The organism is Agrobacterium vitis (assembly GCF_013337045.2).
In the GTDB taxonomy this organism is placed as follows: domain Bacteria; phylum Pseudomonadota; class Alphaproteobacteria; order Rhizobiales; family Rhizobiaceae; genus Allorhizobium; species Allorhizobium vitis_B.
In genome coordinates, this window is record NZ_CP118259.1 from 3,283,166 (window position 1) to 3,297,535 (window position 14,370).

12 protein-coding genes are annotated in these 14,370 nt (G+C 58.2%); 3 read left to right on the forward strand and 9 right to left on the reverse strand.

Translation table 11 applies throughout. The annotated features are described in order from the left end of the window. The first annotated feature begins 72 nt into the window (after positions 1-72). Positions 73-756: a response regulator transcription factor gene (locus tag G6L01_RS15595; protein ID WP_015917473.1), complete on the forward strand. Its 684-nt coding sequence runs from the start codon at positions 73-75 to the stop codon at positions 754-756. A 37-nt stretch (positions 757-793) separates the two neighbouring features. Continuing rightward, positions 794-1,249 (forward strand): cyclic nucleotide-binding domain-containing protein, encoded by a 456-nt coding sequence (locus G6L01_RS15600; RefSeq protein ID WP_070166325.1) that lies wholly within the window; start codon positions 794-796, stop codon positions 1,247-1,249. A 400-nt stretch (positions 1,250-1,649) separates the two neighbouring features. Here G6L01_RS15600 and G6L01_RS15605 read toward each other — a convergent pair whose 3' ends face one another. The 8 genes from G6L01_RS15605 to tesB form a co-directional block, all read right to left on the reverse strand. Further along, positions 1,650-2,558 carry a HEPN domain-containing protein gene (locus G6L01_RS15605; protein WP_070166324.1) on the reverse strand — a complete coding sequence of 303 codons (909 nt, stop codon included), beginning with the start codon at positions 2,556-2,558 and terminating at the stop codon, positions 1,650-1,652. A gap of 28 nt (positions 2,559-2,586) precedes the next feature. Then, a complete protein-coding gene (locus G6L01_RS15610) occupies positions 2,587-3,390 on the reverse strand; it encodes an exodeoxyribonuclease III (RefSeq protein ID WP_070166323.1) in 804 nt (267 codons plus the stop codon). A 214-nt stretch (positions 3,391-3,604) separates the two neighbouring features. Beyond that, positions 3,605-5,890, reverse strand: coding sequence for a glycoside hydrolase family 3 protein (locus G6L01_RS15615; RefSeq protein ID WP_070166322.1), 2,286 nt, complete (start codon positions 5,888-5,890; stop codon positions 3,605-3,607). Between the two features lie 374 nt (positions 5,891-6,264). Next, complete coding sequence (locus G6L01_RS15620) at positions 6,265-6,927, reverse strand: outer membrane lipoprotein carrier protein LolA (RefSeq protein ID WP_070166321.1); 663 nt, start codon at positions 6,925-6,927, stop codon at positions 6,265-6,267. A 120-nt stretch (positions 6,928-7,047) separates the two neighbouring features. After that, a complete protein-coding gene (locus G6L01_RS15625) occupies positions 7,048-9,675 on the reverse strand; it encodes a DNA translocase FtsK (protein ID WP_070166320.1) in 2,628 nt (875 codons plus the stop codon). Positions 9,676-9,969: 294 nt separating this feature from the next. Beyond that, positions 9,970-11,328, reverse strand: coding sequence for an ammonium transporter (locus G6L01_RS15630; RefSeq protein ID WP_070166319.1), 1,359 nt, complete (start codon positions 11,326-11,328; stop codon positions 9,970-9,972). A gap of 28 nt (positions 11,329-11,356) precedes the next feature. Further along, on the reverse strand, positions 11,357-11,707 hold the full coding sequence (locus G6L01_RS15635) for a P-II family nitrogen regulator (RefSeq protein WP_015917480.1): 351 nt from the start codon (positions 11,705-11,707) through the stop codon (positions 11,357-11,359). Between the two features lie 218 nt (positions 11,708-11,925). Then, the gene (tesB, locus tag G6L01_RS15640) at positions 11,926-12,810 is read right to left on the reverse strand and encodes an acyl-CoA thioesterase II (RefSeq protein ID WP_070166318.1); all 885 of its coding nucleotides are present in this window, start codon (positions 12,808-12,810) and stop codon (positions 11,926-11,928) included. A gap of 86 nt (positions 12,811-12,896) precedes the next feature. Between tesB and G6L01_RS15645 the strand changes: the two genes are divergently transcribed. Continuing rightward, positions 12,897-14,111 (forward strand): ubiquinone biosynthesis hydroxylase, encoded by a 1,215-nt coding sequence (locus tag G6L01_RS15645; protein ID WP_070166347.1) that lies wholly within the window; start codon positions 12,897-12,899, stop codon positions 14,109-14,111. A 49-nt stretch (positions 14,112-14,160) separates the two neighbouring features. Here G6L01_RS15645 and G6L01_RS15650 read toward each other — a convergent pair whose 3' ends face one another. Then, positions 14,161-14,349 carry a Trm112 family protein gene (locus tag G6L01_RS15650; protein WP_015917483.1) on the reverse strand — a complete coding sequence of 63 codons (189 nt, stop codon included), beginning with the start codon at positions 14,347-14,349 and terminating at the stop codon, positions 14,161-14,163. Positions 14,350-14,370 lie beyond the last annotated feature (21 nt).

Sequence of the window (14,370 nt, forward strand, 5' to 3'; positions counted from 1 at the left end):
GTTGGCTAGATAAGACAATGATTTCAAGAACAGTGCAATCTGGCCTGTTCGCTGCTTGGGAGTATATCAGGTATGGCTGCTCGGACGATCCTTCTGGTCGATGACGACGATGACCTGCGCGAAACGCTGGTGGAACAACTTTCCCTCTACGAGGAGTTTTCGATCCAGCAGGAATCCAACGCCACCAAGGGCGTGCAGGCTGCCCGCAACGGCCAGGTAGACCTGATGATCATGGATGTCGGCCTGCCCGACATGGATGGCCGCGAAGCCGTGAAACTGCTGCGCAAGGGCGGCTTCAAAGCCCCCGTCATCATGCTGACCGGCCACGACACCGATTCCGACACCATTCTGGGGCTTGAAGCCGGTGCCAACGACTACGTTACCAAACCATTCCGCTTTGCGGTTCTGCTGGCGCGCATCCGTGCGCAGTTGCGCCAGCACGAGCAGAGCGAGGATGCGACTTTTACCGTCGGCCCCTATCTGTTCAAGCCAAGCCAGAAGCTGCTGACCACCGAAGACGGCAAGAAAATCCGGCTGACGGAAAAGGAAGCGGCCATCATCCGCTATCTCTACCGCGCCGGACAAAAAGTCGTCACCCGCGACGTGCTACTGGAAGAAGTCTGGGGATACAACTCCGGCGTCACCACCCATACGCTGGAAACCCATGTCTATCGCCTGCGCCAGAAGATAGAACGGGACCCGTCCAACGCCGAAATTCTGGTGACCGAAAACGGCGGTTACAAGATTATTCCCTAAACGGACATTGAACGGACCCTGAACCGGAGCATTCTCGATGGCGCTGAGCGATGACATGCAACTGCTCTCATCCCTGGCGCTGTTTCAGGGCTTGGAGCCGGACCAATTACGGCTGATTGCCTTTGGTGCCGAACACAGGCCCATCGGCCAGGGCCAGCCGCTGTTTCGGGAACACTCCCCGGCTGAATGCGCCTATGTGGTGGTGCGCGGCCGGTTCGAGCTTTCCAACACCGGCCGCGATGGCAAGCCGCAAGTCGCCGCCGTTGCCGGTCCCGGCACCATGCTGTCGGAACTGGCACTGGCCACTATGGTGGAGCGCAAATACACCGCCATCGCCCTGGAGGATTCCGAAGTGCTGCGCATTCCCCGCCCGCTGTTCCACCGGCTGCTGGAGGAATATCCGCAGCTCGGCTTGGTCATGCAGGAGCGCATCCGGCAAAATCTCATGGCACTGGCGACCGGTGCAAAGGGGATGGAAGAGCGTTTTCGGTAATACGCGACGGCTCACCATGTCGCATTCTCTGGTGGGGCAGCAGGACTGCATCATCGTTTTACCGTGAGGTTCACCCCCCTCTGCCTTGCCAGGCTTGGCCCTTCGCATGGCTCCGGGCGTTCGTCAGTACAATCGATCCACTGGATCGATTGTTCGGCTACGCCGACCCTTCCTCACCCCACCTCAAGGGGGGAGATCGAACCGGAGTTGGCCGTTCGCTTCAAGCCATCTGAACAAACCGTCGGAAATCGCCAATGTTTCCGAAGAATGAGCGGCCACGTCTATCCGATCTCCCTCCTTGAGGGGGAGATGTCCGGCAGGACAGAGGGGGTAAACGTCATATCGAAGCGACAATATTTATGTACTGTCGCCAATCAATAACAGCGGTTTACTGACACTGCTATAGATCGTGGTTCTCCAGCCACTCCTTGCAGACCAGTTCGACAGCGCCCTGCAACTGTTTGATATGCTCCACCAGCCACGCCAATTCCTCGGCGGTAATCTCATATTTTGATGAATAACGGGCTTCGACATAGGCGCGGTGCAGGCGATCGAAACAACGGCGGGCAAGGCGGTTTTTCCTCGGCCACGCATCAATCAGACGGGTATCCAAATTTTCGGCCAGCGGTCGCAATTTTCGCAAATTGTGCAGCCGGGGGCTATAGAGCGTCAGCACCAGCAGAACGCAGTGGTAAAGCCGTTCAACCGTTTGATGAAGCTGGAAGGCGGCTTCATTAAAATTACCACGCTCAATCAAAAATCCGGCTGCGGCCTGAAAGGCCTCGGCACTCGAAAACCAATCCTCAAAATAAGTCTTCGCCTGCGCCTGCCTCTCCTCTGGAGCCAGCGGCTGGGCCGTAGCGAGCGGAAAGCCCGGCGCTTCATAAAGCGGGATGCCGTCACGGGCGATATCGATGAAGAAAGGCAGGCCACGAGCCAGTCGATTGTTCATATCATCAAGGGAGTGAACAATGAAATTGACAGGGGTTTTCAAGCGCTTGGTGGCGATTTCCTCCCGTATCAGATAGTCCTGCGCACCGCGCCAGAACTCATCCTCATCGGCAAAAACCTCGGTATTGACCACCACCAGCAGGTCATAATCGGAATAATAGCCGCTGGCATGATCCTCGACCCAATCGCCACGCGCATAGGAGCCGAACAGGATCAGCTTGAGGATACGACCGCCCTTGTTTTTATCGGACAGCCTGCCCTTTTGCGCGGCCTCAAATTCATCGAAGAGAATGCGGACCACCCGCTGCAGCTCGCGCTGCTTGCGGGCGGGCAGATGATTGAGCCGGTCCTGATCCATCCACCCCTCCGTTGCACTCAAATTGACATCAAAGCGCGAACTGCGCTGTCACCGGTACGTGGTCGGACGGCTTTTCCCAGCCACGCGCTTCGCGCAAGATCTCGATGGTTTTCAGCGACGGCAACAGATCCGGCGATGACCAGATATGGTCGAGACGGCGGCCCTTGTCGGCGCTGTCCCAGTCCTTGGCCCGGTAACTCCACCATGTATAGAGTTTTTGCGATGGATCGACCAGTTCCCGCATCAGGTCTACCCAGCCACCCCGGTCGATCACGTCAAGCAGGCCTGCGGTTTCCACCGGGGTATGGGACACGATCTTCAGCAGCTGCTTGTGCGACCAGACATCATGCTCCAGCGGCGCGATATTCAGGTCGCCGACCAGGATAGCGGAGGTATTCGGCTCGGCACTGGCCGACAGCACCTTCATTTCCTCGACGAAATCCAGCTTATGGCCGAATTTTGGATTGATCTCCCGGTTGGGCTCATCACCGCCCGCTGGCACATAGAAATTATGCAGGCGAATACGCCGCCCGTTCCACTCGAAAATCGCCGAAATATGGCGGCTGTCACCGACGCCGCAGAAATCTTGCCGGTGATCTTCGGTCAACGGAAATTTCGAGACGGTGGCAACGCCATGATAACCCTTCTGGCCATGCAGAATGGCATAGGGATAACCCAGCGCCTGAAACGCCTCCAACGGAAACTCATGGTTCTGGCATTTGATTTCCTGAAGGCAGAGAATATCCGGCCGGCGCAGTTTGAGAAAATGCTCGACGATGGGCATACGCAGCCGCACCGAATTGATATTCCAGGTGGTCAGGGAAAAAGTCATGCCGGGTTCCTTCAGCGCCGGACCTTGCCCGGCATCGCCGTCTTCCGTCTACAGCATCGAACCGGAAAATGGAAAGGCTTGAAATTGACGATCTCGGAATACATTCGCAAGATGCGGCATCTTTGCAGGCTCGATCAAAGCATGACGCTGCCGGAAAAACCAAGACACTCTTGACCGAGACTCGGGCAGAAACCAAGCCTCGGTCAGCGATGGGTCAATCCGTCAAACCAAACCCAAACGGATACAATTCGCCACCCTCCAGCGCTGATCCGTCTGGCCTGGTGGTTTCCTTGAAGCCGGGCATATCGGATCGATTGTAGGTGACGGCGTCCTTCGTTCTTGGCAAAGCAAACGGCATCTTGCCCTGCGGCTTGACCTTGCCGGAGACCAGATCCATCATCGCAACATCCGTGACACCGAAGGTCGCCGTGATTGCGCCGGCATTTTTCAGTCCGCTGGCCTCGTCCAACACATAGGGCGCCCGAAAATAGATGCTTAGAACCACTTTCTTCGGGTCACCAATCTCGGCCATCACCGCCTTGATGTCCGCGAGGGACGGAGACATGCTGCGAGAGGTCTGGTTGGCCATGCCGGTGAAGCTGATGTCATCGACCTCCCACGGCAAGGCACCGCCAAAGATCAGCGCCGGTGTATCGGAGCACGTCGCATTGATTGCCGGATAGAGACGGCAAGGGTCCTGGCTTCCCCATGTCTCCCCCGCACCGGGCAATCCCGCGGGAATTCTATGGGCCGGATTATTGCCGCTGGCGTCACTTTTGCTGTCATAGGCTGCACCGCTATCCTTGACCAGAACCCGGATGACCGCATAGTCAGCACCCGCAGCGCTTGGCCGGGTCTGGCCCTTGCTGGCATCATAATTTCCGTCGGTCACCTTATAACCAAACGTCTCGACATCCGCCTTGCCCATGCCCATCGTATAGACCTTGGCACCAGCCTTTAACGGCAAAAGCTTTCGGCCATCGGCCCCTGTCTGGTTTTGCAACAGGACAATCGACTTCCTCTGGATGTCCAACCCCTTGGCACGGCTGTCCTGCGCGCCAATCACGGTATTGGCCTTGCCCGCGTCGATATAGGGATTTTCAAACAGACCGAGCTGGAACTGTTCTTGCAGCAAGCGTCTAACCGCCTCATCAACACGGGCTTCACTCACCAGGCCCGAATCAACCAGATCAGTGATCGTCTTGTTGGTGTGGAACCCAGAGAGAATATCAGTGCCGCCGTTGATGGCTGTCGCCACACGTTCCGGTATCGTCTTGCCTTCCAGCCCCCAGGCCCTGGTATCGACAATACCCGTATCGGAATTGACATAGCCCTTGAAACCGAGCTTTCCACGCAGGAGATCGGTGACGATCTGCTTGTTGAACGCAAAACCAATCTGGTCGTAGGTCACGCCCTCGTAGGTCAGGTTGATCGGCACACCGTAATACGGCATGATCGACGACACCCCGCTCTCGATTGCCGCCCTGAACGGCTTCAGGTGGTACGCGAATTTATCGTCCGGATAGATCTGGTTCTTTCCGAAGGAATAGTGCGGGTCCAGGCCCAGTTCCTGCGGGCCGCCGCCCGGGAAATGTTTCAGGGTCATTGCCACCGCAGTCTTTGGATTGACCGGCCCACCTTGCAGGCCATTGACCAGCGTCTTTACGACATTCGCGGTCAAATCGGCGTTTTCGCTGAAGGTTTCATGAACCCGATACCAACGCGGTTCAGTGGCCAGATCGGCCATGTAACCATATAGGCCGCGAAGGCCGACGGCATTGTATTCCGCTCCCATCACCTCGGCAAAGGTTTTGATATCAGCCATGTCGCCAGTCGTTGGGGCCTTACCGGTCTTCCGCGATTCCTCGCCCAATGCGGCGGCGGCCAGACCGGCTTCCTTCGGGAACTGCGTGAAAGCACCAGAGCCTGCCGAAATGCCGAAGCGTGGATCGGCTTCAACGTGATTGCGCGCATTGTCCTTGAACACGGCCGGAATGCCCAGGCGGCTGCCCTCTTCCATCTCCTGGATGATATTCGAGAAAGCGGCCAGTTGCTGCGGTGTAACAACGTAGCCACCGCGACTATTGGCTGGCGGACCATCGCAGGATTCTGCCTTTGCAGCGGCAACGGAGCGCAGGATGAAGCGCGTCATCTTCTGGCTGACAATATAGTCCACGGCCTTCGCATCAATTGCGCCGCCGCAGCCAGCATTTAGCGTGTCGATCATCAACATGCCGGCTTTTTCCTGCCGGGTCATCTGTGACAAGAGGTCGGCTGCCCGCTGCTCGGCACGCAAGCGCCAGTCCTCGTAAGGATCAAGCCTGCCATTGGCATTCAGATCCTTGAACTGTTTCCCTTCAATGGTGATGATGCTCTTCGCACGCGCACTCAGTGCCGGTTGACTGCTTGTGGCCATGGTCTTGCCATATGCGCCAAACGCAACCGTGACGCCAGCCACAGCGCATAGCGCCAATATGGGCGCACGCGTTCTATTGTTCATGGGGGCCTCCTCCAAAGCCAAATTCTTTACGTCACGCGCAATATTCCGATCCGGAGGTTTGCAATGAATTGTCATCCGGACATGGACGGAAAATCCTCGGAAATTCCACTCGATTCTGATCGCACTCCTCCCAGGCGCGATTAGAAAAAAGCCACGGCAGTAAAGCATCTTGCGCATGATGAACAGCAAGATGCGCAAATGTGATCCGTTATATGATAACCGTAGCGTTCAAAAAATCGAAACGCAACTCTATATCTATCTCTGAAATGCGCGAGAGCCTGTCAGGTTCAGATTGAACCAGACGGTCTCACGCTTCTCTTGTTTTCGTTGGTCTTTTCGGGAAAATCGAGTTCCAGTTTATCCAAAGGCAACATCTAACCGCGATTGCGGATATCGTCATAGGGAACTTCGAAGACTTTTTCATCGAAATTGACGCCCTGCTGGACGTTAAAGATCATCACCGACGTGTCCTTGCCCTGCGCATCGGTCACCGTCCACTGCCGCAGCTCGAAGGTCTTCGGGTCGAACATCAGGGTAATCGTCTGGTCGCCAAAAATCGACTTATCGCCCAGCACGATGGTGGTCAGATCCTGCTCTTCCTTGACCTGCCGCACCATCTGATGGCCGAGATCGATGCGGTCGGACAGAAGCAGGCTCAGCGGCGTTTTCGACAGCGGATAGACATCCCAGGTCTTCATTTTCAGGTTGCCGATTGCCACGTTGCGGCCATCGGAAATCACCCGCATCGGCGACGGCTGCTCATAGTTGAAGCGCAGCTTGCCGGGCCGTTCGATATAGAATTTTCCGGCTGTCTGTTCACCGCGTGGGCCAAACTGCACGAACTCGCCCATCATGGTTTTCACCGAGGCAAAATGATCGGCGATCCTCTGGGCGGCGCTGGCCTGGGCCTGAGCATATGCGGGTGAGACTGTGGCGCCCGTGGCCGCAACAGCGATCCCCGCAGCCGCCAAGCCGATAAATCCCCGGCGGCCAATCATCCCTGTCATGCCTGCCGGGGCAAACGTCTTCTTCTGCATTCTTTTCTCCTTTTGCCCCTGATTCCTATAGCGCAAACCGGGCGCCATGGTGACAAACACCGGATCGTGAACGCCGAAACGCCTTTCAGCGCCTGGACGTTCCACACCAGCCTGTCGCCATCACCGCTCGATGTCAGCTTCCGTCGGAACGAGGATTTCGCGTTTGCCCGCGTGGTTGGCCGGTCCGATAATGCCTTCCTGCTCCATGCGCTCAATCAGCGATGCGGCGCGGTTATAGCCGATGCCCAGCCGACGTTGAACGTAAGAGGTTGAGGCTTTCCCATCCCGAAGCACGACGGCGACGGCCTGGTCGTAAGGATCATCCGATTCGGCCAGATTGCCGGTTCCTGCCGGTCCGCCGCCTTCATCGTCGTCCTCATCAATGGTGACCGCATCAAGATAATCCGGCGCGCCCTGGGTTTTCAGATAGGCAACGATGTCCTCCACCTCATTATCCGAGACGAAAGGTCCGTGAACACGCTGGATGCGTCCGCCGCCAGCCATGTAGAGCATATCGCCCATACCCAGCAGCTGTTCGGCGCCCTGCTCTCCCAGAATAGTACGGCTGTCGATCTTCGAGGTGACCTGGAAGGAAATCCGGGTCGGGAAGTTTGCCTTGATCGTGCCGGTGATCACGTCCACGGATGGACGCTGCGTTGCCATGATGACGTGGATACCCGCCGCGCGCGCCATCTGCGCCAGGCGCTGCACCGCGCCTTCGATATCCTTGCCCGCCACCATCATCAAGTCGGCCATCTCGTCGATGATAACAACGATATAGGGCATGGGCTGCAAGTCGAAGGTCTCGGTCTCGTACATGGCCTCGCCGGTCTGCCGGTCAAAGCCGGTCTGCACGGTGCGGGTCAGCACTTCGCCCTTTTCAATGGCCTGCTCGACGCGGCTGTTGAAGCCGTCGATATTGCGCACGCCGATCTTCGACATCTTCTTGTAGCGCTCTTCCATCTCGCGCACCGTCCACTTCAAGGCGACGACGGCCTTTTTCGGATCGGTAACGACAGGCGAGAGCAGATGCGGAATGCCGTCATAGATCGACAGTTCCAGCATTTTCGGATCGATCATGATCAACCGGCATTTTTCCGGCGGCAACCGGTAAACCAGCGACAGGATCATGGTGTTGATCGCCACCGACTTGCCCGACCCGGTCGTACCGGCCACCAGCAGATGCGGCATCTTGGCGAGGTCGGCAATCACAGGTTCACCGCCAATGGTCTTGCCCAGCGCCATCGGCAGCTTGGCTGTCGAACCGTTGAAGTCGCGGCTACCGATCATTTCCCGCAGATAGACCGTTTCGCGGGTTCTGTTCGGCAATTCGATGCCAATGGCGTTGCGGCCAGGCACGACGGCGACACGGGCGGCAATGGCGCTCATCGAGCGGGCAATATCATCGGCAAGGCCGATAACGCGGGATGATTTGATCCCTGGCGCTGGTTCCAGCTCGTAAAGTGTGACGACCGGGCCAGGACGCACTTCGATAATGTCGCCCTTGACGCCGAAATCCTCAAGCACGCCTTCCAGCGTCCGGGCATTGTGTTCAAGCTGGTCAGCCGACAGGCTGGCATCCTTGGCGACCGCACGTGGTTCGGCCAGAAGCTGAACCGAGGGCAGTTGAAAACCGCGCGCACCTCTTGGACCAGCAACCGGAGCAGGGCGAGGACGCTCAGCAGGAGCCGCCGCGCGGCGTGCAGAAGGCTTTGCAGCCCGGTCTTCGTCTTCATCGTCGAATAGGATGTCATCAGCCGAGCGACCACGGGTGCGCAGGTCGAAAGGTGGCTCGTCATGCACGTCGTCCGGCGACACCGGCGGCGGCGCGATACGGCGGCGGCCCGCACTCCGCTCACCCGGTTCAAAGGACGGATCGGCGCGGTGGTCCGGGCGTCCAGCCTGAACCGGCATGACCTCATCATCGTTGAAATCATAGGGCTGGTCGAAATTAGACCGCTCGCGCCTTTGTGGCTTCAGACCGGCGAGACGCCGCATCCGAGCCTGACCGGTATACCAGACATGGGCGAGCGCACCGGCAGCCAGCGCGAAAGGCCCGGTACGGTCATCATCGTCTTCATCCTCATCGACGATAGGCACGGCCTTGCTCTTGCGGGACCCCGCCTGTGAGCTTGCGCGGGCAGCCAGAATTTCCGCTTCGAAATCATCCTCTTCATTGCCGATGATACCAGCGGCAAACAACATCAGCCACAGCATCGGGGCGATGAAGATCACGCCCAGCACCATGGCAAAGGTTCCGGTCGGATAGGCTCCGACAAACAGTGCGGGAAAGCGCAGGATCATGTCGCCGATCACTCCGCCGATCCCGTTGGGAATGGGCCAGGTGCCGGGCGGCGGAAAACAGCCGAACACGGCAGCGCCCGCAACCGCCCCGGTGCCCCAGGCGGCAAGCCGACGAGGCAGGCGGGTGATCTTGCGACCGGAAATCAGCGAAAGCGACCAGGCCAGCACAGGCAACAGCGCCGCGACCGAGGCAAGCCCGAAAAACTGCATGGAAAGATCAGCGAACACAGCGCCGGGATAACCGAGAATATTGGTGGGCGCCCTACTGGTCGCATAGGAAAAACTGGGATCGGCAACATTCCAGGTGGCCAGCGCGGCGATGGCTGCCACCAACCCAAGGAACAGGGCAAATCCAAGCAGAGCCAGGAATTGCCGCATGATGAAACCCATCACGATCATCCGAGGCGACCGCTCTTCCAATATTGCCAGCGTGCTTCTGCTCATAGGTGTTCGCCTGCCAGTGCAATTTCAACAAAACTTGGAAACCGGATGCGCCGGGCAGGACCCGAACCGGCTTGCGAAAGGTGAGATTACCAGAACACGGGTTAACGCTCCTTTAACCATGGATAACCCATCCGGTCGAAAGCCCGCCTTGCCAACCTGGCGCAACCAGCCTTTTGCTGTGATTGTATATAGAGCGCGATTGTCCAGAATCAAAAAACCCGGGCACGAGGCCCGGGTTGGTTTTCTGGTAACGAAGCACCTTGATCGGCCCCCCTGATTGGGGAGCGACAGAGATCAGGAGTGATAGGCCGCTTCACCGTGAGAGGCGAGGTCGAGACCTTCGCGCTCGGCTTCAACCGGAACACGCAGACCAACGATGACATCGACGATCTTGTAGAGGATCAAGGAACCGATACCGGTCCACAGGACGGTGATAACCACGGCCTGAAGCTGGACCATGACCTGGCCACCCATCGTCTGTTCGCCGACATAGCCGACGCCACCCAGCGAAGCGCTGGCGAAAATGCCGGTGGAAATAGCGCCGAACATGCCGCCAATGCCATGCACGCCGAACACGTCAGCCGTATCGTCATAGCCGAACTTGTTCTTCACGACAGAGACGAAGAAGTAGCAGAGCGGCGAAACGATCACGCCCATGACGATCGCGCCCATCGGGCCGACGATACCAGCGGCAGGCGTGATGGCAACGAGGCCAGCAATCATGCCGGAGGCAGCGCCCAGCATCGAAGCCTTGCCGCGGGTGAAGGATTCAACCACACACCATGACAGGATGGCCGCAGCCGTAGCAATGAAGGTGTTGACGGTGGCGAGCATCGCACCGCCGGAGGCTTCGAGGTTGGAGCCGGCATTGAAGCCGAACCAGCCGACCCAGAGCATGGCGGCACCGACATAGGTGAGCGTCATGGAATGCGGGGCCATCATGTCCTTGCCATAACCGGTACGCTTGCCGACCAGGATCGCACCAACAAGACCGGCAACGCCAGCATTGATGTGAACGACTGTGCCGCCAGCGAAATCAAGGGCGCCGAGACCGAAGAGATAGCCCTTGGCATCCCAGACCATATGGGCGACCGGGAAATAGACGAAGGTGACCCAAAGCAGGCAGAACAGGATCGCAGCCGAGAACTTGATGCGTTCCGCAAAGGCACCGATGATCAGAGCAGGCGTGATCGCTGCGAAGGTCATCTGGAACAGCATGAAGATATATTCAGGAATGACGACGCCCTTGCTGAAGGTAGCAGCCGTTGTCGTGGTGTCGACGCCAGCCAGGAACATCTTGGCAAAGCCGCCGAAGAACGGGCTTTCGCCGCCGCCGAAGGCGAAGGAATAGCCATAGATGACCCAGACGATCATCACCATCGCGGCGATGACGGTGCACTGCATCAGCACGGACAGCATGTTCTTGGCGCGCACCAGGCCGCCATAGAACAAGCCGAGACCCGGAACCGCCATGAACAGAACCAGGATGGTGGACAGGAACATGAAGGCGGTATCGCCCTTATCGGGAACAGGAGCAGCTGCCGCCGCAACGGCTGGCGCTGCATCCTGCGCAAAGGCGATCGCTGGCGCCATCAAGGCCGCCGATGCAGCCCCGAGGCGCATAGCTTGAGATTTGAATGTGGAAAACGACATCTATATGAACTCCCCTTGACGGCCGGTCTTACAAGGCTTCGGTATTGGTTTCACCGGTGCGGATACGCACCGCCTGATCGATCCCGTAGACGAAAATCTTTCCATCGCCGATCTGACCGGTCTTGGCAGCAGAGGCGATCGCTTCTACCGCCTTGTCGGCAACATCCGTCGCCACGGCGACCTCGATCTTCAGCTTGGGCAGGAAGCTCACGGCATATTCCGTGCCGCGATAGATTTCCGTGTGCCCCTTCTGCCGCCCATATCCTTTGACCTCCGTGACGGTCAGGCCTTGGATACCGACAGCCGTCAGTGCTTCGCGCACTTCATCCAGCTTGAACGGCTTGATAATGGCCATCACAATCTTCATCTGGTTTCCCATCCTCTGGTTTATCCTCGGCGAAAAACGCCGTCTCTCCTCGACGCCGACCTACGACAGGGGGCAGCGACTATCATCCTACATTCAAACCGTGTGCCAAGTTTCAGACGCAAGATAAGATATTGAAATACAAGGATTATAATGGAGGGCGCCAAAAAAAAGGCACAGAAACAGACGAAAACACGGCTTTTTTTGTGCAAATTCAAAAAACAGCACAAAATTTAATCATTTGCCTTTTTCCGAATCAAGCCCTCCTGGGCAACGGAAACAACCAACTGGCCCGTCCGCGTATAAATTGAGCCTCTGGTCATTCCCCGGCCACCCGACGCGCTGGGGCTGTCCTGGGAATAGAGCAGCCAGTCATCGAGCTTGTCGGGCTGGTGAAACCACATCGCATGGTCAAGGCTGGCAGCCTGGATGCGCTGGTCGAAAACCGAAGCGCCGTGGGCATAGAGCGCGACATCCAGGAGCGTCATGTCGGAGAGATAGGCCAGCACGGCTGCCTGCAAACGGCGGTCGTCCGGCACCGCACCGGTCATGCGCACCCAGATATCGGCCTTTGGTTCCAGCTTGTCCTTTGTCAGATAATGCAGGAAGGAGGTGGGGCGAAATTCCACCGGCCGCTCTCTTGCCCAATAGGCCCGGATATGGGCGGGGGCTTGCGACAGAAACATTTCGCGAAATTCCCGTTCGCCCATCAACCCTTCCGGTGGCGTCACATTGGGCATGACGAGCTGGTGGGAAAAGCCTTCTTCTTCTTGTTGAAAAGAGGCCGACATCGAAAATATCATCTGGCCGTGCTGGATGGCAACGACCCGACGGGTCGAAAAGCTGGCGCCGTCACGGGTGCGCTCGACCTGATAAAGAATTGGCACCGCCGGATCGCCGGGACGCAGGAAATAGGCGTGCAAGGAGTGAACATAACGCTCGCCATCGACACAGCGCTGGGCTGCCATCAACGCCTGGGCGATGACCTGGCCGCCGAATACCCTTTGCCACCCGACCTGCGGGCTGGTGCCTCGGAACAAATTGACTTCCAATGCCTCCAGGTTCAGCGTTTCGATCAGTTTTTCCATCGGTGTGGCGGAATTTTCTGTCTGCGGCATTTTGGAAAAGCTCCGGCGGTAGGAAGTCGGGTCCAAGTGATCTATATAAGACCAGAAGCACGATACAAGCTGTAAGGGAGTAGATGATGGCGGATCTGGTTGTAGTCGGAGGCGGATATGTCGGTCTCTCGGCGGCGCTCGCCGTCAAGCGCGCCGCGCCGCATCTGGATGTGACGGTAATCGAAGCAGCCCCCGAAGGCCAGTGGCGCAAGGACCCCCGGGCCTCGGCGGTGATTGCGGCAGCCACCAAAATGCTGGAGGTTTTCGGCGTCTGGAGCACGATCGAGCCGCAATCCCAGCCGATCAACCGGATGATCGTCACCGATTCGCGCACCAGCGATCCGGTCCGGCCCGTCTACCTGACCTTTGACGGCGAAGTCGAGGAGGGCAAGCCCTTCGCCTATATGGTTCCCAATGTTGCCATGGTCGGCGCGCTTCTCGACGCTGCCGGTGAGGCGGGAATTTCCATCCGCCATGGCGTGAAAGCCTCAGGCTTTTCCGTGAACGGCCATAAGGCCGAAGTAGCACTTTCGGACGGCACAACCCTCAGCTGCCGCCTGGTTGTCGCCTGTGACGGCGTGCGCTCACGCGTCAGGGACATGGCGGGGATCAAGACCGTCACCTGGGCCTATGGCCAGTCCGGGATTGTCACAACGGTCGAGCATGAGCGTCCACATCAAGGCGTGGCAGAGGAGCATTTCCTGCCCGCTGGCCCGTTTGCCATCCTGCCCTTGACCGGCAATCGCTCGTCGCTGGTCTGGACCGAGCGCAGCGAGGATGCGGACCGTCTGGTGGCCGAGGACGACCTGATGTTCGAAACCGAACTGGAGCGCCGTTTCGGCCACAAACTCGGCGCTATCCGCGCCACCGGCGACCGCCGTGCTTTTCCATTGGGACTGACGCTTGCCCGCTCTTTCATCGGGCCACGGCTGGCGCTTGCAGGGGATGCCGCCCATGGTATTCATCCGATTTCCGGCCAGGGCCTCAATCTTGGCTTCAAGGATGTGGCGGCGCTGGCGGAAACAATCGTTGATGCCGATCGGCTCGGCCTCGATATCGGCGACATCACGGTTCTGGAACGCTACCAGACCTGGCGCCGCTTCGACACATTCCGCATGGGCGTTACCACCGACGTGCTGAACCGGCTGTTTTCCAACGATATTACGCCGGTTAGAATCGCCCGGGATTTCGGGCTGGGCCTGGTGGAACGGCTGCCAAAACTGAAACGCTATTTTATTTCCGAGGCGGCAGGAACAGCGGTGAAGGGCAGTCCGAAACTTCTGACCGGTCAGGCGATCTGACACAGACTGTGACTGGCGACTGGCCGGGCCAGACCTCCAGACAGCGCCTTCAATCTTCGATCTTGCGGGCTTCCGAGACCAGCATGATCGGAATGCCATCGCGGATGGGATAGGCAAGCCTTGCCTTTTCCGAGACCAGCTCGTTGTTTTCCCGGTTAAGGGTCAAGCGGCCATTGGTCAGCGGGCAGACCAGCAATTCCAGCATTTTCGGATCGACACCGTTCATCCGCTGATCCATGGCTGCACTCCCTCATTCTCT